The following is a 20,714-nucleotide window of genomic DNA, read 5'->3' as shown; positions in this document are numbered from 1 at the left end:
TCAGAAGTCTCCGTAGAGCGATTCGCGCAGCTGCAGGCGGAACGGCTCCAGCTTGTGCGAGTGCGGATGGAAGCCCAGCCCGATCCAGCGATCGATCTCCTTGCCGTTGCCGTCGATCTGCAGCTCGTGGCGGAACATTTCCTGGGTGGTGATCAGGTTGTCGCTGACGCCGGTGATCTCGGTGATCGAGACCAGCACGCGGCGGCCGCTGCCAAGGCGCGAGATCTGCACGATGAAGTCGATCGCACTGGCGATCTGCCGGCGCAGGCTGTCCTCGCTGCCCTGGAAGCCGGCAAAGCCGGCCAGCATCTCGATGCGGTACAGGCAGTCACGCGGCGAGTTGGCATGGATGGTCGCCATCGAACCGTCGTGGCCAGTATTCATTGCCTGCAGCATTTCCAGCACCTCGGCGCCACGCACCTCGCCGACGACGATGCGATCGGGGCGCATGCGAAGGCTGTTGCGCACCAGGTCGCGGATGCTGACCGCGCCCTGGCCCTCGGCGCCACCGATGCGGCTTTCCAGGCGCACCACGTGCGGATGGTTGAGTGACAGTTCGGCGGTGTCCTCCACCGTGATCACGCGTTCGTTGGCCGGCACGTAGCTGGCCAGGGCGTTCAGCAGCGAGGTTTTGCCCGAGCTGGTGCCGCCGGACACCAGGATGTTGCAGCGGCCCAGCACCATCGCCTTCAGCAAGGCCTGCATCGGTGCATCAAAGGTGCCCTTGGCCAGCAGTTCATCGGGGGTGAACGGATCCTTGCGGAACTTGCGGATGGACACCATCGGTCCGTCCACCGCCAGCGGCGAGATGATCGCGTTGAGGCGACCGCCGTTGGGCAGGCGCGCATCGACCATCGGGTTGGAATCATCCAGGCGGCGCCCCAGCGGAGCGAGGATGCGGCGCAGGATGCGCAGCAGGTGGGTATCGTCGGTGAAGCGCTGGGTGGCGCGCTTGAGCTGGCCGCCCTGCGAGACGTGCACATCCTTGAAACCGTTGATCAGGATGTCTTCGATGGACGGGTCGTGCAGCAGGTCATCGAGCGGGCCGAAGCCGGTCAGCTCCTTGACCAGGCCATCGGCGACCACCTGCATTTCCTCTTCGTTGATCGGGATGCGCCACTCCTGGATGAAGCTCACCGTCTGCACCTGCACCCAGCGGGCGATGGTGTCCGGGGCCCAGGAATCGATGTCGATGCGCTCGTCCTCGATGCTGTTGAGCAGGTGCTCATGCGCGGCCGACAGCACCTTCTGGTACTGCTCGGTCTGCGCGAACGGCAGATGGCCCGCCGCGCTCTCGGGCAGCACCGGACGGGCAACGGCATGCGGGAACGGGGTTACCTTGTCTTCCATTGCGATCCACCCAGGGCAAGGGAGAGTCTTTCCCGCAGGCCCTGCGCCTGGACCGGGCACGCGGCCGGATCCAGTCGCGGGACGAGCGGGGCGAGGGCACGCAGGTAGGGGTCGCGCGGTGCATCCTGCAGCAGCAGGTGGCCTTGGCTGGCTGCCAGGCGTACGCGCGGTCGTTCGGGCAACGTAGCCAGCAGCGGCACCTCGAAGCGGCGCGCGATCTGCTCGGGGCTCATGCCGCTGCTGTCGTCGTGGCGATTGATCACCAGCTGCAGGCGCTTCTCGCGTTCACGCTGGCCGGCGAGGTGCTTCAGTGCCTGGTCCAGTGACACCAGTGTGGCGATCGAGGCGTCGGTGACCAGCCAGATCTGGTCGGCCTGGTCCAGCAGCAGCGGCGGCAGCTGACGCAAAGGGCAGCCACCGGCATCGCACAGAACGCTGGCGAACACGCCGCGCAGCCGTTGCAGCAACGCGCCCGGGTCCGAGGGCGGCACCGCATCGCTGCCACCTGCACGGTCCAGCAGCACCAGCCCGGACTCATGACGCGCCATCGCGGTGCGGGCCAGGGTAGCGTCGATGCGGCTGGCATTGCGCAGCGCATCCTCGTAGTGGAAGCGGCTGTCGAGATTGAGGTACAGCGCGAGGTCGCCCGAGGGTTGCGCCAGTTCCAGCAGCAGGCCGTCCTGCTGCAGTGCCTCGCCCTGGGCCAGCGCACGGGTCTGCTGCGCCAGCACCGACAGATGCGCTGCAAGGGTGCTGGTGCCGACGCCGGCGCGCACCCCCAGCAGCACGATCAGGCGTGCCTTGTGTGCCAGCTGTGCCGAGGGAGCCGGTCGTGGCGACAATGCGCGGCGCAGTGCGGCTTCGATGCCGGTGTTGTCGCTGTCCAGGTCCAGCACGTCACGCAGGCCCACGCGCAGCGCCATCACCACGCCTTCCACCTGGCCGGCACTGGTGGCTCCGACCGCGACCAGCATCAGGTCCGGCTCGGTCTGCTGAAGTTGCTGTGCAAGCACGCTGGAGGCGGCCGCGTGCTCGGGACGGAAATCGAGAAGCACCAGGCTTTCCGGGCCGCGCTGCAGGTCCTGCGCGGAGGTCGGCATGCTGCTGTCCTGCCAATGCAGGGTCGTGGTCGGCGGCAGTTTGGCCGCCAGCCGGGGCAGCAGTTCGCGATCCATGCCGTACAGGACCAGGTTCATCGGTGGTCCTTGTGGATGCAGCGGCTGGGCGGTGGCGTAGGGCATGGTCGTGGTATCACAGGCATCATGGAATCAGCGCGAGAAGCCGGGCACCGGGTCCTGGCTGATCGGACCCAGCAGCCAGGCGCCCCATTCGGGCATGTGCGGCTTGGCTTCGCGGTCGCCGGGCAACGGCAGTTCGGTGTTGCGCGCCAGCGGCTTCACCAGCCGCGGCGTGACGATGATCACCAGTTCCTTGTCCTGGCGCTTGTAGTCGAAGTTGCGGAAGAACGAGCCGATGATCGGCAGGTCACCCAGCAGCGGAATCTTGCCGACGCTGGAAACCACGTTGGAGCTGACCAGGCCACCGATCACGAAGCTCTCGCCGTCGCCGAGCTCGACCGTGGTGTCTGCGCGCCGGGTAGTGATTGAGGGAATCTGCACGCCGTTGAGCGCGATGGCGTTGCTGTAGTCCAGGTCGCTGGCTTCCGGTGCGACTTTCAGGGCGATGCGGTTCGGCGCCAGTACCGTCGGCGTCACGGTCAGGCCGATGCCGAATGGCTTGTAGGTAATGGTGGTGGTACCCAGCCCCTGCGGTTCCAGGATCGGCAGTTCGCCACCGGCAAGGAAGCTGGCACTCTGGCCGGACAGCGCGACCAGTGTCGGTTCGGCCAACACACGCGCCATGCCGTTGCTCTGCAGCAGGTCGACATCGGCGTTCCACAGGCCCTTGGTCGAGCCGAACACCAGGCGGAATGCGGAGGAAATGGGCGACTCGGCTTCATTGCCGGAGTTGCCTTCCTTCATCCCGGGAAGGATGCCGGTGTTGCCCGGCAACTGGCCGCCAGGGCGGGCGAAGCCGTAGGCGAAGTTGCCATTGCGGTTCTGGAAGCTGATGCCGATCTGCTTCAGTGCGGTCTTGTTGAACTCGACCACCTTGACCTCGACCTGGACCACGCCGCCGCTGCTGATCGTCGATGTGTCAGCAAGCGTGCCGTCCTTGCCCAACGCCATCGCCGCGGTGCGTTGTTCCTGCATGTGCGAGAGCACGCTGTCGGTGCTTCCCTGCAGCAGGCCCTGGTTGTCCTGCTGGGTGAACACCAGCCCGCCCGAGCCCGTGTCGGCCGCACCCTGCACGGCACTCTGCACCCGCACCTGCATGCGCTGCGGTTCGGCCTGCTTGCGGTGCCAGAGCAGAAGCGTGGTGGTGCCCGGTGCCTTGCCGACCAGCAGGGCTTGGCGCTGGCCACGCAGCATCACGATGTCGGCCACGCCGGGGTCGGCGATGGCGACCCGCTCCAGGTCGGCTGGCAGCGTCCACGGCCGCTGCTCACGTGCCTGCAGCACCAGGTCGTCGGCCGCCACGCTTGTTGCCGGTGCCAGCAGCACCAGCAGCAGGGCCAGCCAGCGCTGGCGGGGGGAGAGGCGTGGACTGCGGCGACGTTCGGTCATGGATGCGCTCGATGCAGGTCAAAGGGAACCACGGGGAGCAGAGCTGTCCCCGCGGATGATTTCGATGCCAGGGGCGCGCGGCGCACTGTGACGCACCGCAGGTACACGTGCCGGCGTCTGCGGGTTGGCACGTGCCGGGGAGGTCCCGCGGCCAGCCAGCGCATCGTCGTCGATACCGGCGAAGGCATGGTTCTCCGGTCGCTGCAGGGCAAGCTGCTGTTCCGCATCCAGGCCGCGCAACGGATCGATCACCCCGCGTGACTGCGGGAACAGGGCGAGGTCGGGCAGGCCGGTATCAGCCGGATTGCGCAGGGCCAGGAACAGCTTGCCCTGCTGCGCCCCCAGCAGCAGGCGATTGGCATCGGCCACCGGGACCGCCAGCACCGCACTGCGTGCCGGTTGGGTGGTTTCGCTGCTCGTGGTGTGGCTGCTGCCGCTTCCGGTGATGTCGGCGGCACGCGGGTCGTTGCGGTTGTCGCCTTCGTTGCTGGCAACAGCGTCGCTGGTAGCCGGGGCGATATCCTGCTGGCCATAGCTGAGCACGCGCAGGCGGGACAGCAGCAGGCGCGTCTGTGCAGCCTCGCCCGGGCCGCTGGCGTTGGGCTGGGCGTTGCGCAGGTTGAGGAAGACGTCGACGAAGTCGCCGGGCAGGATGCGGTTGCCAGCGCCGACCAGTTCATCGACCGGCACCGCAAGGGCGCGCTCGCCCGGGCGCAGCTGCAGCGAGAATCCCTGCGCCAGTGCGCTGCTGCTGATGGCGGTGCCTTCGGCGATATCCTGCACCGGCACCTTGCCGACGACGGAAGCGATGCTGGTGGCGGCACCGGCGACCGGCGCGGTGCGCTGCGCCAGGCGCAGCCCGTTGGCGGTGATTGGTTCGCCGGCCGGCAGGCGCGCTACCGATTCCACCACCGTGATCGCCTGGGCCTCGCTCTGCGCGACCGGAGCCACTGTGGCCGGTGCGTTCGGCTTACGCCCGATCATGAAGGCGACCAGGGCCAGCAGCACGGCCAGCCCGATCAGGGCAACGGCGGCGATGCGGGTCAACTTGAGCATGGAACCGTCTCCTGTACCGATCGTCAGTTGCCGCTGCCGAGGTCGAGCTGGGCGACCGCGACGCTGCGGATGGGGGCCTGCATCACCCACTTGTAGAGCGTGGCGGTGCCGGGCAGGAAGGGATGGCTGGCGTAGTCGTAGCTGACTGTCACGGTCATGCACTGGGCCGTGGCCAAGCCCGCGCAGGGCGCCTGCGGCGACACCACGACGGCGTTGCTGCCGCCATTGCTGCAGTCGACGGTCTGTGCTGAAAACTTCAACAGCCATTGCATCGAGTTGCGCGCCGCGACGCATGCCGCTGTACGGCGCTCATTGGCATTGCCATAGCGCAACGATGCGCGCGCACCCTCGGCCGAGGCGGTGGCCAGGGTCTGCTGCGCAGCCATGATCATCACGCCGGAAAAGGTGAACATCAGCAGCGGCAACAGTCCAAACATCAGCATCAACGCGAACTCGATGCTGGCGACGCCACGCTGCCGGCGGGGGCTGCGGGAGTTCATGACACACCTCCGTAGGCGCTGATGAGGATCCAGCCGATGGCGGAAATCGCCAGGTAGGCTGCATAGGGAATGCCGTGGCGTCCCTGCCGGGCGCTTTGCATGTCACGGAGTGCAGGATGTGATTGCCAGTGCGAACTGGCGCGGTCTACCTGGGCCTGCAGCCCGAACGGCAACAATGCGCCCAGCCGACGCGATACCAGGACGATCGCCGCATGGGCGCCGGCAGCGAGACTGGCCGCGATCCAGATCGGCAGCAATGCCTGCCAGCCCAACATCAGCCCCAGCACCGAGAAGAACTTGACGTCGCCAGCGCCCATCCAGCGGAGTGCATGGAATGGCAGCAGCGCGACCAGGCCCAGCGCCGCGCCGGCGACGTGGGGTCCCCACGGCAGGCGCGGCGCGCTGAACTGGCCAGCGACGATCAGGACAACCGCGATCACGCACGCCGACAACAGCCAGGTGTTGGGTACCCGGCGGGCGTACAGGTCGCTGATCGCGATCCGCAGGCACACGCCGATGGCCAACAGTCCCAGCAGTGTCATCGCACCCTCCATTGTCCGTCAGTGGACGGTCAGCAGTTGCTGTCCCTGATCAGCCTGGGACGCGGCTCAGGCCGGCGGGGTGCCCGATGCCTTGTCGGCAAGCTTGGTGAGATTCTCAAAGAGCGTTTCGAAGAAATCCTTGATCTGCGTGCTGCCCAGTGCGATCAGGACACCCGCAATCACAGCAGCCAGCAGGCCGTACTCGAGTGCGGTAACGCCATCTTCTTCCTTCAGGAACCTGCGGATCGATGCGTTCATGATGCTTGTCTCCCTCTACCTGTCTGCAACAGGACACCTGCGTTGGGCGGTGGCCCGGCTCCGCCGGGATCGTCCGTGGACCTCCGCCCATCCTGGCGGAGGAGGCACGGCGGGACGGGCCCGCTGTGCTCAAGCAGGGTGATCGTTTCCAGGAAGGACGCCGGCCGCGCGACTGCGACCGCACGGCGCCGGGCCGGTGGTCGAAGTATCGTGCGATGCGTGCATGTTCATGCGTTCCCCCTGGATGCGGCCACTCTTGAAGGGCCGGATCACCGTGATATCGACTTTGCCTGAATGGCGGCCCGCTGCAACCGGAACCTATATGCAAATTCGGCAGAAAACACTCGGACCTTAAACTTTCAGATTGTTTTTGTGACGAGAATCCGTTCGCCGGCAAAATCGTTCATCGACGTGCAGATAATGTGATCCCTTGAAGTGATCGCATGCGAAAACCGTGCCAAACACGACAACAAGCCCTTCACCTGTGTATCGATTTTATTCAATCCATTCCGTGGGTTTACCCGCGAATATTATCGGGCATACTCGCATTCAAGCTATGGAGTTTTCCCGGGTGGCTGAGCGGCATTGATCGTTCCCATCCCGGCAACGGCAGCGGTTCCTGGAACGGTGTGCGTCCTGTCAGGCAGTGGGGGCCGCATCGCATGACGGATCAACGGGGGGACGACACTGTCATGGTCGATGGTGGGGTAGGAGACAGCGACGACAGCGGCCTGCGGTCGATCGACCTGGCGACGCTGAGCGGCGTGCTTCGTGTGTGTGATGTCGAATTGCTTCTGCTCGATGGCAACGGGCCACGGGCGGCCTTCGCTTCGCGCGTGCACGAGGAGGCCCTGTTCTGCAGCATCAGCTGTGGTTTCCATTGCCGTGGGCGCTTCATGCTGCCGCCGGACTGGGCGATGCTGGGGTATATCCACGCCACCGATGAAACGCTGAGCTGGTGTCACGGAGTGCCACTCACGCCAGGAATGGCGTTGATCGTCATGCCCGAGGGTATCAGTGAGTTCACGCTGAGCCCCGGCACCCATATGACCCTGATGCTGGTACCGGTGGCGCGCGTGCAGCGCAAGCTGACCGAACTGAGCCTGCGCAGCACGCCGCCCGCAGGCCAGGCGCTGTCCTTGTTCAATCTAGCCAGTGATTCTGCGACATTGGCGGGGCACTACCAGCAACTGCACCAGCAGCTGGGGCAGGGCATCGCCCTGCAGCCGGATGAAACCGAACGCCTTCTGCATGGGCACGTGCAGGCGCTGCTCGGCGCCGGTGCAGCAGACCGCCCGGGATGCAGTCGCGCACGCCGGACGCATTATCTGATCGCGCAGCGTGCGGAGAACTTCATGCGGCTCAACCTGCGCCGCAATATCTACATGAATGAAATCTGTGATGCCGCTGGCGTCAGCGAGCGCGGCCTGCGCTACGCCTTCGAGGACCTGTTCGGCACCTCTCCCAACCGCTACCTGTCGATGCTGCGTCTGTGCGCGGCCTGCCGCAGCCTGTCGATGGCCGATTCCAGCCGTCGCTCGGTGAAGGCCATCGCGCTCAGCTGCGGCCTGTGGGACCTGTCGCGCTTCGCCGACAATTACCGCAAGGTCTTCGGCGAATTGCCGCGCGATACCTTGATGCGCGCGCCGGCGCAGATCGGCCAGCCGGCCTGACCTTAGCGGCACAAGGGCTTCCCCGTCGTTTCTGCCGGAATTGCATATCCGCTTGCCGATATGGTTGCCGCTTCTGCATAACCGGCTGCCGATTCCGACCGTGGATTTGCCGGAATGCGCGATTGCCGTGCCGGAATGAAGTGCGCAGCCACCGTTGCAAGCGCTGAAATGTCAGTCACCTGCCTAACGGCAAGTCCACTGACATTCCAGTTGTTCGCCTACGGGGGAAATGCTCATGAACCGCATCTACCGGCGTGTATGGAACCGCCAGCTCAATGCTCTGGTTGTGGCCTCGGAACTGGCCACCGGCGATAGCGGCGGCGGTGCCGCGCGCGATCCGCGCAGTGTCCTGCTGATGCCCACGGTGCTGGCGCTGGCCCTGCTGTGTGCGCTGGCCAGCGGCCACGCAGGAGCATCAGAAGCCAATCAATCGCTGCGCGACCTGCAGGCTTTGGCCGCCAAGTATGCGCAGCCGATGCCCGTCAAGGTCGATGCCGAAGTGGCATTGGCCGCCGCCTCGCGCCAGGCGCAGAGCAGCCCGGCGATCAGCGCCGACGCACGTGTCGGCCTGCAGCTGAGCACCGCCTCGCTGCCAGTGGTGCGCGACGTGTTGCCGGCCAGCGTGCAGGTGAAGCTGGCCGCCAACGCCACACCGAAGCAGGTTGCCGTTCCGGCACTGGCCGCCGATGTCCGCGCCAACGTCGGGCTGGGTCATGCAGCGTCCAATGCAACGAAGGTTGATGCATCGCTGGCGGCACAGGTTGCGCCGTCCGCGCATGCACCGCTCGGCGTGGCTGCGGATGCGCGGGCGAAAGCCAACGTTGGCGTCGCCGGTGCGCAGGTGGCCTCGATCGATACCGGCGCCACGGCGGCGGCCGGCATCAGCAGTACCTCGGCGGGTTCGTTGCCTGGGCTGAAGACCTCGGTCGATGGCAAGGTCGATTCGCAGCTGAAGCTGGCTGGGCACCAGATCAATGGCCAGGGCCAGGTCAAAGCGACGGCAGCGGTCACGCTTCCGGCCAAGGAAGAACTGCCGGGCGAAACCCACGACCGTGCGATCACTGCAGCTTTCGATACCGGCGTCGCCGGCAACGTGCGCCTGCAGGCGCCGGATGGGCAGGAAGTGGTGGCCGACCGCAATCTGAAACTCGCCGGCCAGGCAACGGTCGCGGCACAGAACAGTGCGTTGGGTGTGGGCGGCCTGGTGGGCGGCGTGGTGGGCTCTGCGGGTAGTGCGGTGGGTGGCGCACTGAACGGCACCGTTGGATCCGTCGGTGGTGCAGTTGGCGGTGCGCTCAACGGCACCGTGGGTACTGTTGGCAGTGCGGTGGGCGGCACGCTCAACGGAGCGGTCGGCACCGTCGGTGCAGTCGGTGGTGCCGTGGGCGGCGCACTGAACGGTACTGTCGGTAACGTCGGCAGCGCGGTGGGCGGTACGCTCAACAACACGGTTGGCGCGGTGGGCAGCACCGTTGGCGGTGTGCTCAACGGCGCGACCGGCGGCAGCAGCGGTGGCCTCGGCGGCCTGCTGGGCAACACCCTGGGCAACGTCGGTGGTGCCGTGGGCAACCTGCTCAACGGCAACCTCAATGGCACCATCGGCAATCTCGGCAGTGCCGTGGGTGGCCTGGTCGGTGGCACGCTGAGCGGCCTCGGCCTGACCAAGCCCTCGGCGATTCCGCCGACCAGCCCGAAGGCGCCGGCTCCGGCCGATCCGAACGCGGGCCTGATCATCGGCACCGGCGGCCTGGTTGGCAACGTCGGGCAGCTGATTGGCCCGACCACCACCAGCCTGTTTGGCGGCAACGGCTACCTGAGCAACGGCAACCTCAAGCTCAGCAACGCCAACGTGATGCAGACCTACTCGACGGTCAATGTGCTGGGCCTGCCCGTGGTCAACCTGTCGCCGGTCGGCAGCACTCTCAACGGCCTGGGTGGCGCCGTCACCGGCGGTAGCTCGCACCTGACCCTGATCGGTGGTGTCACCTCCGACAGCTACATCTACAACATCAACAACGGCAATCCGGGCGGCCTGCTCGGGCTGCTGCTGCCGAAGGATTCGCCGGCGTGGGCGGCCAAGTGCCTGGACATCGCCCTGGCCGACATCTCCTGCTGGGCCGTCAACGCCGCGCAGGACTACCAGGTGCTGATGGGTGACGGCGCCTTTGCCAACGGTTCGAAGGAAGTGGTGATCGGCGCCAATGCCCGCCACGAGCTGCCGAAGGTCGATGCCAACGTCGCCTTCCCGGGTGCCGGCACCAATGATCCGAGCAACCCGACCGGTGTCCCGACTGCGGACTATGCCGCCCGCATGGGTCATTCGGTGATCGTCGGCGACAGCGCCGTCGGTACCGCCAATGGGCAGACCCTGCTCGGTGCCGAGGCGACGTCGAACCAGGCCAACTCGGTCGCCCTGGGCTACCGCTCGGCCGCGCTGCGCGGCGCCCAGGCCAGCTACAGCGCCTATGGCCTCACTGCACCGCAGGTCTCTGCCGGTGAAGTGTCGGTGGGCACCGCAGGCGGCGGCGAACGCCAGATCACCAACGTCGCTGCTGGTAGCGTCAACACGGACGCGGTCAACGTGGCGCAGTTGAAGGGCGCGATCAGCCTGATCAACGGCGTGGCCGATGCCGCAGTGACCTACGACCTGGATGGCGCCGGCAATCCGAACTATCGCCGGGTAACGCTCGGTGCGGGCACCGGCACCACCACCATCGGCAACCTGGCCGCTGGTGCGGTCAGTGCCGGTAGCCTGGAAGCGGTCAATGGCGGCCAGCTGGCGACGACCAACGCCGCCATCGCCGGCTTCTTCGGTGGTCGCGCGGCCTTCGATCCGGCCAGCGGTGCCTTCACTGCACCACTGTTCGAGATCAGCACCATCTCCACCGGCGGTGCGATCGCCAAGGGTCTGTATGAGAACGCCACCGATGCCTTCGCCGCGGTCGATGGTTCGCTGGTCAACCTCAACACGCAGATCACCGACATCCGCAACGGCGGGACCAAGTACCTGCGGGTGAACTCGACCGGCACCGAAGCCCTGGCCAGTGGCACGGACTCGATCGCCGTCGGCACCAATGCCCGCGCCACCGCCGCCAACAGCATCGCGGTGGGCGCCGGCAGCCTGGCCGACCGTGCCAACTCGGTGTCGATCGGTGCGGCCGGAGCCGAGCGTCAGGTCACCAACCTGGCCGCGGGTACCGCAGCGACCGATGCGGTCAACGTCGGTCAGCTGCAGGCGTCGGAACAGGGGGCACTGCGCTATGACCTCAATGGCGACGGCAGCGTCAACTACGCCAGTGCCACGCTCGGCCAGACCGGCACCGCCACCACGCTGCGTAATCTCGGCCCGGGTCAGGTCAGTGCCACCAGCAGCGAGGCCATCAACGGTGCCCAGCTGTTTGCGGCCAACCAGGCCGTGGCCACTCATCTCGGTGGTGGCGCAGCGGTCAACGCCAGCGGCGTGCTGACCGCACCGACCTACTCGATCAACAACGTCGCCGCCAACGGCACCGTGACCAAGGGCAGCTACAACGATGTCGGCACCGCCTTCGACGCGGTCAGCAACTCGCTGGCCAACGTCGCCGACCAGACCGATGAGATCGACAAGCTGGCCGTGAAGTACGACGTAGATGGCAGTGGCAACGTGCTCAACAGCGTGACGCTGACGGGTACCGGCACCGGCGCGGTGAAGATCACCAACGTCGCCGCCGGCAGCATCCTGGCCGGCAGCAGTGATGCCATCACCGGCGACCAGCTGTTCAGCACCAACAGCACCGTCGCCAACTACTTCGGTGGCACCACCGCGTACAACGGCACCACCAACGTGTGGACCGCGCCGAAGTTCAGCATCTCCAGCATCGCCACCGACGGCACCTTTACCAGCGGCGACTACAACAATGTCACCGCCGCTTTCACCGCGGTGGACGGCTCGCTGAAGGTCCTCAACCAGCGCATCACCAACGGCGGCGGTAGCGCCTACCTGGCAGTGAACTCGACCGCAGCGGCCGCTACGGCAGCGGGTGCGGAAGCGGTGGCGGTCGGCCCGCAGGCCAGTGCAGCGGGCGCCAACAGCGTAGCGGTCGGCAACGGTGCCAGCGCCAGTGCCGGCAACAGCGTCGCCCTGGGTGCCGGTTCGGTGGCCAGCGTTGGTGCACAGAGCGGCTACACCGGTGCCTACGGCCAGACGGGCGCCAGCAACTCGGCCGGTGAGGTTTCGGTCGGCAGCACCGGCAGCGAGCGCAAGATCACCCATGTCGCCGACGGTTCCGATACGTACGACGCAACCAACGTCGGCCAGCTCAAGAACGGCGTGAACTACGCCATCGACGAATCGAAGAAGTACACCGACCAGAAGATCCAGAACATCACCAACGTGGCCGGCAGCTTCCGCGCCAACAACACCAACAACCTGGCCGATCCGTCCGCCAGCGGTGCCAACTCGGCTGCCGGTGGTGCGGGCTCCACCGCCGCCGGTGCCAACTCTACCGCGCTCGGCAATGGTTCGCAGGCACAGGCCGACAACTCGGTGGCACTGGGCGCGGGTTCGGTGGCGAACCGGGCCAACACGGTTTCGGTGGGTGCCAGCGGTGCCGAACGCCAGGTGGTCAACGTGGCCGATGGCTCGCAGGCCACCGATGCGGTCAACGTGCGCCAGCTGCAGGCCTCGCAGCAGGGCACGATCCGCTACGACACTACGGTGAACGGCGCGACCAACTACAACAGTGTCACGCTGGGCAGCACCAGCAGCGGCCCGACCACGGTGCGCAACGTCGCCGCCGGTACCGCCGGTACCGACGCAGTCAACGTCGACCAGTTGAAGTCGGGCATGGCGCAGACCCTGGACTGGTCGAAGGCCTACACCGACGAGCGCATGGGCGGCTTCGAGCGCGACCTGCGCAAGACCGACAACCGCGCCTCGGCCGGCATCGCCTCGGCAATGGCCACCGCAGCACTGCCGCAGCCCAGCGAAGCGGGCCGCAGCATGGCCTCGGTCGCCGCCGGCAGCTACAACGGCGAATCCGGCGTTGCGGTCGGCATCTCCGGTGTCTCGGAAGGTGGCCGCTGGATCTACAAGTTCAGCGGCTCGACCAACAGCCGTGGCGAGGCCGGTGTGGCCGTCGGTGCCGGCATCCAGTGGTGATCCCCGCCGCCGGGCCGCAACCGGGGCCCGGCATTGCGGAAACGTCCATAGGGGGAATGACATGAAACAGCATCGCATCGCCCGCGCCGGCCAGCTGGCCGCCACGCTGGGCCTGATTCTGGGGATGAGCCTGCTGGCCGCCTGCCGCAGCCATGCGCCGGCCGCCGAGGGTCCTGCCGAAGCCACCGCCGTGCACTTCCCGGAGGCCTCGAAGGCCTCGCTGAAGGAAGGTATCTATCCCGACGTCGCCGACCTGCGCCGCTTCGCGCCGGGCATGAGCAAGCGCCAGCTGTATACGCTGCTGGGTACGCCGCACTTCAACGAAGGCATGTGGGGCGTACGTGAGTGGAATTACCTGTTCAACTTCCGCACTGCGCAGGGCGCGGAGTACTTCACCTGCCAGTTCCAGGTGCGATTCGACAGCAAGGGCATCGCCCAGGGCGGCTATTGGAAGCCTGAATCATGTGCGGCGGTGCTGGACCCGCCGCGGCCTCCGGCCCCGCCCGCTCCGGCGCCGTTGCCGGAGCAGCCGCTGCGCCTGTCCGCCGACGCGTTGTTCGGTTTCGACAGCGCGGTGCTCAGCGCCGAGGGGCAGCAAGCAGTGCAGGGCGTGCTGGCACAGGTGCGCGAGGCCAGCCGGGTGCAGTCAATCCGGGTGACCGGGTATACCGACCGTATCGGCAGTGCCAGTTACAACCAGACGCTGTCGCAGCGACGTGCCGAAGCGGTGCGCATGGCACTTGTGCAGGGTGGAGTGCCGGCTGCCAGCATCAGTGCCGAAGGACGTGGTGCGGCGGAGCCGGTCGTGCAGTGCGACCAGCGCAATCGTCGCGAGCTGATCGCGTGCCTGGCCCCGAACCGCCGCGTGCAGATCGCGGGTGTGGCACAGCCACGCTGAGAATCCTGCGCCGGGGCAAGTGCCCGGCATCCCGAGTCCCCCCTGACCGCCGGCAGGACGTGGCCACGTCTCCCCCGTTGTCCACGCCTGCCGGCGGCTCAGGTTTTCCATGGTGCACGCGATGAACGCCCAATTCCTGCCTCTTTCCATGAAGACGGAAACCACACTGAGTGTGTACGGCCAGCTCGGCAACCATGCCGTGGTGCGCATTCCCGGGCGGCGCCTGCCGGGGTTGATCCTGCAGGCCGATACCGTGGCCGGCTTCCTCGCCCAGCTGCAGGAAGCCCAGGCCTGCCTGCGCAGTGGGCGCGCACAGCGCACCGACGCCGAGCTGGACATGCTGATCGACGTGCTGCAGCAGTGGTATGCGCTGATTGAATCGCGCCTGGCCGATGCCGGCGAGGCGCTGTAGAAGAAAAAGGGGACGGAGGGGATTAAGTCGTTCTTGCCCCGGCTGTGCCGGAAACGACTTAATCCCCTCCGTCCCCTTTTTTGTATCAGGCGCGGGCGCGGATCAGCCAGCAGGCGGCATCGACGCGCACACGGTTGCGCTCGATGAACGGGGTGAATGCCGCCACAGCCTTGTTCCGGAGCGAGGTGGCTCGTTCTTCGGGCAGGTTCCGCAGCGCCAGTCCCAACGGGCCCAGCTGGCCGACGTAGGTCGGCAGTTCATCGCGGGCGATCGAGCACGGCAGGTCGACCGCGACCATCTCCACATCCTTCCAGCCGGCGGCCTGCAACAGACGCTGCACGCGCTGGCCATCGGCAAAGGCAAATTGGCCGGGTGCTCCTGGCGCGCGTGGGGGTAGATCGAGTTCATCGCCAATGGCACGCTCGGCCGTCGTCATGAATGGGTTCTCCTCTGCGCTGCGCCAGGCGATGAAACGCAGCCCAGCGCCTGGCGTTGCGGCACGATGCAGGTTGGCGAAGGCGGCCTCGGTATCTTCGAAGAACATCACACCCAGCCGCGACTGGATCCAGTCGAAGTGCGTCGAGGGCAACGGGTGCTGTTGCGCGTCTGCCACGATCAAGTCCGCGTCCAGTCCTGCCGCCTCGGCGCGCTGACGGGCAAGTGCCAGCATCGGCGCGGAGATGTCCAGGCCGGTGCTGTGTGCCGCCGGGCGAGCGGCGGCTGATGCCAGCAGGCTGGCGCCGGTGCCACAGCCGATATCGAGCAGTTGCGTGACGGTTTGCGGAAGCTCGGCCACCAGCAGGTCGGCCATCGGCTGGAACAGACCGTCGAGGATGGCCTGCTGGGCGACCCAGATCTGGCCGCCAGGGCCATTCCAGAGCGCATTCTGATCAACGGGGGATGTACTGGCCATGGCCTTGTCCTGCCGGGAAGTTGCCCATAGGTTGATGCTTGAAGGCGACTTGAGGTCAAGCTCATGCGTGAACTGGATATCGGCGAGGTAGTCAAGCGCAGTGGCGTGCCGGCCTCGACCCTGCGTTATTACGAACAGTTGGGCCTGCTGCAGGTGCTGGGGCGGCGCGGCCTGCGCCGGCAGTACGACGAGCAGGTGCTGGAGCGTCTGGCGCTGATCGGTCTCGGCCAGGCGGCGGGACTGTCGTTGCAGCAGATCGGTGCATCGCTGCCGCCACAGCGTGGGTGCATCTCGCTGGACCGGGAGGCCCTGTTGGCACAGGCCGATGTGCTGCAGCAGCAGATCACCCAGCTGCAGCGGGTGCGCCGCCATCTACAGCGCGCGGCTGCCTGCCCGGAAGCGCAGGATGCGCGCCAGTGCGGTTCGTTCCGCAAGTTGTTGCGGGCCCAGCAGCGCCTGGCGGGTGGGTGAACCCGCGCAGCCCCGTCAATCGCGGGTACTGATTTCCCAGGTGGCATGCAGCACGCCCGGCACGTGTTCCATCCGCGCCAGCACAACGTCCAGCTCATCGGCACTCACGGCGGTACTGACCAGCACCGCGATCACATCGGTGGGCGCATCGGCATGCTCGACCACCTGCACATCACCGACCGGATACTGCGCCGCTTCCAGCGCATCGACCAGGCGTTCGCGTACACGTGGCACCGCTTCGGCATCCACACTCAGGCGCACCTCGTAGGTGGCCTCGGTGGCAGTCTCGTTGATCGGGATGCGGTTGATCGCATTCACCAGCGGCCGCAGCAGGGTGTTGCCGGCGATGATCAAGACCGTCAGCAGCACGCCTTCGGCCAACATGTCCCCGCCGGTGCAGCTGCCGACCGCGGCCGAGCACCACAACGTGGCGGCGGTGTTCAGCCCGCGCACGTTCATGCCTTCCTTCATGATCACGCCGGCACCGAGGAAGCCGACGCCGGAGACCACGTAGGAGATCACCCGCACCGCCTCGGCGCTGCCGGCGATGCGCATGCCCAGGTCGACGAAGGCAGCGGCGCCGACGGCGACCAGCACGTTGGTGCGCAGGCCGGCGGTGCGTTGGCGGTACTGGCGCTCGGCGCCGATCAGCGTGCCCAGCACGAAGGCGGCCAGCAGGCTGACCACGGTGTCGGCGAAGGGACCGGCCTGGAAGGTTTCAATGAAGCGCATGGCCGGAGTCTACCCGGTCGAGGTGACAGTAGATCCACGCCATGCGTGGATTTCGAGGCGGCCAGAAACGACTTAATCCCCTCCGTCCCCTTTTTTGCGGGGTCAGTCGGTGTCCTCGACCCGCTCGCCCATCAGTTCGCGCTGGCGCTTGTCCAGTTCCTCGGCGTAGCGCTTGCGCACGAAGGCTTCGGAGACCACGCCCAGCACCTGGCCGTCGGCGGCGACCACGGCCAGTTCGTCGGCCTGGGTCTGGTCAAAGCGCTGCATCACCGTAACCACGTCCGCGCCTGGCAGCAGCGACACGTCGCGGTTCTCGGCCAGTTCGCCAATGGCGGTTTCCGGCTTCACGCCGTCGCCGTACACGCGCGGAATCTGCACGATGCCGGCGTAGTGGCCTTCGCTGTCGATCAGGATCACCCGGCTGCCCGAGCCCAGCGGGAAGCGCTGGCGGAAGGCGGCGGCGTCGAGGTCGGCCGGCGCGGTGGCCACGCCCTTGCGCATCAGCCGGCCAGCGTTGAGGTTCTGCACCCAGCCCACGTCGCGCGCGCTCTTGATGGTCTCGCCGCGCAGGTGCATGCGCCAGGTCGAGAACGAATAACCGAACCACTGCCGCACCAGCGTGCTGGAGACCAGCACCGCGCTCATCACCACGCTGGTCAGCAGGAAGTCGTGGGTGCCTTCCAGTACCAGCATGGCCATGGTCATCGGTGCGCCGACCACCGCCGCGGCCAGCGCTGCCATCCCGGCCAGTGCGGCCGAGGTGGCGTCGATCACCGGCACGCCGGTGGCCATCGCCAGCAGGCCGGCGAACAGGGCGCCGACCAGGGTGCCCATGAACAACGAGGCGAAGAACAGGCCGCCACGGAAACCAAACCCGAGCGAGATGCCGGAGGCCAGGCACTTCAGGGTCAGCAGGCCACCGATCCAGATCAGTGGCAGGTGCGTGGTCAGGTCCAGGTGCAGGGCGCCATGGCCGGACGACAGCACCTGTGGGCTGGCCAGCGCCAGCGGGATCAGCAGCAGGCCACCGACCACCGGCCGGCCCCACAGCGGCAACGGACTGCGCTTGACCGTGCCCTCGATCGAGGCAATCAGCCGCATCACCGCGATGCCGACCATCGCGCAGCAGCACCCCAGTAGGCCGTAGATGGCGTAGTCGGCGGCGCGCACATCAATCGTCGAGGCAGCGGGCAGCAGATAGGCCTCGATGCCGGCCTGGTCGGCCACGAATGCACCGGCCAGCGCGGCGACCGCCACCGGCGCCAGTGCGGCCGGGGTGTAGGCGCCGATGACGATCTCGAAGGCGTAGAACGCGCCGGCCAGCGGCGCACCAAAGGCGGCGGCGATGGCACCGGCGGCACCGGCGCCGACCAGGATGCGCACATCATTGCGGCGCAGGCGCATCACCCGGCCCAGCTGCGAGCCGCTGCCGGCACCCATCTGGGTATAGGAGGCCTCCAGCCCGACCGAGGCGCCACAGCCGTTGGACAGCAGGGTCTGGGTCAGCACGATCAGGTTGTCGCGCATCGACATGCGGCCGCCATGCAGGGCGTTGGCTTCCACCGCATCCAGCAGGGGCCGCTTGAGCCGGGTCGCGGCCAGGCTGACCAGCCCGACCAGCAGGCCACCGAGCGGCAGCACCAACAGCGCGGTCCAGGTCAGCGAGGGCAGGGAGCTCAGGCGCATGCCTTCGTCCAGCCCGTACAGGGTGCCCTGCAGCCAGCGCGCGATGCCGGACTGCAGCAGGGTCAGGTAGCCGGCGATCAGGCCCACCAGCAGGGCAAGCGCAATGAACCACAGGTCACTGCCGCGCAGTCGCAGGCGCAGGCCCTGGAAGGCCGCATGCAGGCGCGATGGCAAAACAGGCAGTGACATGGTGGCGGCATGATACGCCGCCACCGTGATCGCCGCCGTCACTGCATCGGGTGGTTACCGGCTTAGAAGCGGTAGCGGCCCTGCACGTAGAAGGTGCGCGGCGCGGCCACCATGCGACCGGCGTTGCCATCGACGTTGCGGGTGTACCAGCGCTTGTCGGCCAGGTTGTTCACGCCCAGCGCGATCTCGCTGTCACCCAGTCCCGGCACCTGCCAGGCCACCTGGGCATTCCACAGGCGCACGCCGGGCACGCGGCCCACGCGCGCATCGGCGCTCTCGGCCCAGGTGTTGGCGGCATCGGAGAACTGGCCGCTCTGGTGGGTGCTGGAGATATTGAAGGTCCAGCCGGCCAGTGCGTAACGGGCGCCGACGCTGTCGGTGTCGCGCGAGTAGAACGGCACGTCCAGGCCACGGTTGTCGCCGGACTGCTGGATCGCCTTGGTCCAGGTGTAGTTGGCGTACAGCTCCAGCCCGGCCAGTGCGCTGTCCTCGGCGAAGCGGTACTCCAGCGCGCTTTCCACGCCCTTGTGGTCGGTGGCACCGATGTTCTGGAAGGTCGGCGGGGTGATCCCCGGCACCTGCAGGATCTGGTTGTCGAAGCGCATCTTGAACACGGTCACTTCCGCGCGCAGTGCGCCGTCCTGCCAGCGCGCGCCCAGCTCGGTGGTCCTGGCGATTTCCGGATTCAGCGGGTTGCTGGCGGTCTGCGAATTCAGCTGGATGTTCTGCACCGGCCCGAACGAGGTGGTGTAGTTGCCGAACACGGTCAGCTGCGGGGTCAGCAGGTAGGCGATGTTGAGCGAGGGCAGCGCCTTGTCGTTGCGGCTGCTGAAGGTCGCCGCGCCTCCGGCCTGGCGGCGGTCCATGTCGATCCACTCCATGCGCACGCCCGGGGTGATCCGCCACTGGCCGATCGCGATGCGGTCGTCAATGTAGAAGGCATGTGCGTCGGTGGCGTTGTCGAAGCGGTTGGTGGCGCTGGCCACACCGGTACGGCGGGTGACGGTGTAGCTGCGGTCGTTGCCGCGCTCGCGCAGGAAGCGGTAGCCGGCGGTGATGTCGTGCACGCTGGCGCCCCAGTGCAGGCGCTGGGTGTAGCGCGGCTCGATGCCGAGCACACGGTAGTCGCGCGGCTGCACGGTCAGCTGGGTATTGGCGGCGTTGATCAGCGAGCTGGCACGGCTGCTTTCGTTGTAATAGGCCACTACCTCGAACTCGCTGTTGGCCGACAGCGTGTTGGTGTAACCCAGGTCGATGCCGGTGCGGTGGCCTTTCCAGAAATCGGTGGGGCGCGTGTTCTGGAACGGGTCGGCCTCGTACTGGGCGCGGGTCAGGCCGCCCGGCGTCAGCGAGCGCACATCGTAGTAGGACAGCTTGGCGCGCAGTTCCTGCTGTTCGTCGATGGCATAGGCGAACTTCAGCGCGAGGTCGTTGAAACGGTCATCGCTGCCCTGGCGCCAGCCGCGGCCATCCTGGCCGGAGTACAGCAGGGCCGCGCCCAGGCCGTTGTCGCCGGTGCCGCCGAGGAAGGCGTTGTACTGGGTGCTGTCACCGCCGCCATGGTCGTAGGCGGTGTAGCGCACGCCCGCTTCGCTGTGCAGGCCGGCCTCGGTGGGAATGGCGCGGGTGCTGAAGTTGATGATGCCGCCCACGTTCTGCGGCCCGTAGCGCACCGCGCCGCCGCCACGCACCACGTCGATCGACTCGATGTTGGACAGGCTGGTCGGTGCGAACGACAGCTGCGGCTGGCCATACGGCGCCACCGCCAGCGGTACACCATCCAGCAGTACGGTCGAGCGCGGCGAGTAGCGCCCGGTCAGGCCGCGCACGCCGATGTTCAGCGAGACCGAGCTGCCGGCGGTGCCGGAGTTGTCGGTGACCTGCACGCCGGGGATGCGGCGCATGGCATCGCCGATGCTGGCCGCGCCGCTGGCCTCGATGCGCTGGCGGTCGACCACCGTGCGCGCGCCGGCGAAGCTCTTGACGCTGTCATGCAGGCCGGTGCCCAGCCAGCTGCCGGAAACCTGGATGCTGTCCAGCGTGGTGGCACCGTCCTGGGCGAAGGTGTTGGCAGCCGGAAGCAGGCACAGGGCGAGGGCGGCGGCCAGCGGCAGGCGGGCCGTTTGCGGGGCGTGGATGGGCATCGATGCAGGTCGTGGATGGGCGTAAATGAGAATTATTGCTGATTCCATTCGCCAATGGAATGCGTCTCCGGTTCATGCCGGTGGGCCGGTGGTAAAGTGGGCGATTGCTTCCTGACTCGCTGA

16 protein-coding genes are annotated in these 20,714 nt (G+C 67.1%); 5 read left to right on the top strand and 11 right to left on the bottom strand.

Translation table 11 applies throughout. The features are described from left to right. From AC0Z6F_RS00750 to AC0Z6F_RS00720, 7 genes are all read right to left on the bottom strand, one after another. Complete coding sequence (locus AC0Z6F_RS00750; protein WP_012511344.1) at positions 1-1,350, bottom strand: TadA family conjugal transfer-associated ATPase; 1,350 nt, start codon at positions 1,348-1,350, stop codon at positions 1-3. Continuing rightward, complete coding sequence (locus tag AC0Z6F_RS00745) at positions 1,335-2,591, bottom strand: CpaE/TadZ family protein (protein ID WP_485616473.1); 1,257 nt, start codon at positions 2,589-2,591, stop codon at positions 1,335-1,337. The genes AC0Z6F_RS00750 and AC0Z6F_RS00745 overlap by 16 nt, the downstream gene beginning before the upstream one ends. A 27-nt stretch (positions 2,592-2,618) precedes the next feature. Continuing rightward, positions 2,619-3,977: a type II and III secretion system protein family protein gene (locus tag AC0Z6F_RS00740; protein WP_012511342.1), complete on the bottom strand. Its 1,359-nt coding sequence runs from the start codon at positions 3,975-3,977 to the stop codon at positions 2,619-2,621. 18 nt (positions 3,978-3,995) lie between these two features. Beyond that, positions 3,996-5,033: a Flp pilus assembly protein CpaB gene (gene cpaB / locus AC0Z6F_RS00735; RefSeq protein ID WP_012511341.1), complete on the bottom strand. Its 1,038-nt coding sequence runs from the start codon at positions 5,031-5,033 to the stop codon at positions 3,996-3,998. Between the two features lie 23 nt (positions 5,034-5,056). Beyond that, on the bottom strand, positions 5,057-5,533 hold the full coding sequence (locus tag AC0Z6F_RS00730; protein ID WP_012511340.1) for a TadE/TadG family type IV pilus assembly protein: 477 nt from the start codon (positions 5,531-5,533) through the stop codon (positions 5,057-5,059). Next, a complete protein-coding gene (locus tag AC0Z6F_RS00725; RefSeq protein WP_012511339.1) occupies positions 5,530-6,075 on the bottom strand; it encodes an A24 family peptidase in 546 nt (181 codons plus the stop codon). Before AC0Z6F_RS00725 ends, AC0Z6F_RS00730 begins: the two co-directional genes overlap by 4 nt. 66 nt (positions 6,076-6,141) lie before the next feature. Next, positions 6,142-6,333, bottom strand: coding sequence for a Flp family type IVb pilin (locus AC0Z6F_RS00720; protein WP_012511338.1), 192 nt, complete (start codon positions 6,331-6,333; stop codon positions 6,142-6,144). Positions 6,334-7,025: 692 nt separating this feature from the next. Here AC0Z6F_RS00720 and AC0Z6F_RS00715 point away from each other — a divergent pair. The 4 genes from AC0Z6F_RS00715 to AC0Z6F_RS00700 all read left to right on the top strand — a co-directional run bounded on the left by AC0Z6F_RS00715 (position 7,026) and on the right by AC0Z6F_RS00700 (position 14,456). Then, positions 7,026-8,006 (top strand): AraC family transcriptional regulator, encoded by a 981-nt coding sequence (locus AC0Z6F_RS00715; protein ID WP_485616562.1) that lies wholly within the window; start codon positions 7,026-7,028, stop codon positions 8,004-8,006. Between the two features lie 235 nt (positions 8,007-8,241). Then, positions 8,242-13,146: a YadA-like family protein gene (locus AC0Z6F_RS00710; protein ID WP_485616476.1), complete on the top strand. Its 4,905-nt coding sequence runs from the start codon at positions 8,242-8,244 to the stop codon at positions 13,144-13,146. Positions 13,147-13,207: 61 nt separating this feature from the next. Beyond that, the gene (locus AC0Z6F_RS00705) at positions 13,208-14,044 is read left to right on the top strand and encodes an outer membrane protein assembly factor BamE (RefSeq protein WP_478056722.1); all 837 of its coding nucleotides are present in this window, start codon (positions 13,208-13,210) and stop codon (positions 14,042-14,044) included. A 121-nt stretch (positions 14,045-14,165) separates the two neighbouring features. Beyond that, positions 14,166-14,456: a DUF6959 family protein gene (locus AC0Z6F_RS00700; RefSeq protein ID WP_019659952.1), complete on the top strand. Its 291-nt coding sequence runs from the start codon at positions 14,166-14,168 to the stop codon at positions 14,454-14,456. A gap of 85 nt (positions 14,457-14,541) precedes the next feature. Here AC0Z6F_RS00700 and AC0Z6F_RS00695 read toward each other — a convergent pair whose 3' ends face one another. Further along, a complete protein-coding gene (locus AC0Z6F_RS00695) occupies positions 14,542-15,369 on the bottom strand; it encodes a class I SAM-dependent methyltransferase (RefSeq protein WP_180889433.1) in 828 nt (275 codons plus the stop codon). A 63-nt stretch (positions 15,370-15,432) separates the two neighbouring features. Here AC0Z6F_RS00695 and AC0Z6F_RS00690 point away from each other — a divergent pair, with 63 nt between their 5' ends. After that, complete coding sequence (locus tag AC0Z6F_RS00690) at positions 15,433-15,840, top strand: MerR family transcriptional regulator (protein WP_012511333.1); 408 nt, start codon at positions 15,433-15,435, stop codon at positions 15,838-15,840. 15 nt (positions 15,841-15,855) lie between these two features. On the opposite strand, the gene AC0Z6F_RS00685 is transcribed toward AC0Z6F_RS00690, so the two are convergent. From AC0Z6F_RS00685 to AC0Z6F_RS00675, 3 genes are all read right to left on the bottom strand, one after another. After that, entirely contained in the window at positions 15,856-16,572 is a 717-nt protein-coding gene (locus AC0Z6F_RS00685) for an MgtC/SapB family protein (RefSeq protein WP_448123135.1), read from the bottom strand. Between the two features lie 102 nt (positions 16,573-16,674). Then, positions 16,675-18,447: a chloride channel protein gene (locus tag AC0Z6F_RS00680; RefSeq protein ID WP_448123134.1), complete on the bottom strand. Its 1,773-nt coding sequence runs from the start codon at positions 18,445-18,447 to the stop codon at positions 16,675-16,677. A gap of 62 nt (positions 18,448-18,509) precedes the next feature. Further along, entirely contained in the window at positions 18,510-20,591 is a 2,082-nt protein-coding gene (locus AC0Z6F_RS00675) for a TonB-dependent receptor family protein (protein ID WP_485616477.1), read from the bottom strand. Positions 20,592-20,714 lie beyond the last annotated feature (123 nt).

This window comes from Stenotrophomonas sp. 1L-E-5-B-C3 (assembly GCF_057292075.1).
Note: the sequence above shows the minus strand (reverse complement) of the source record. Positions and strands in the feature narration are given on the sequence as shown.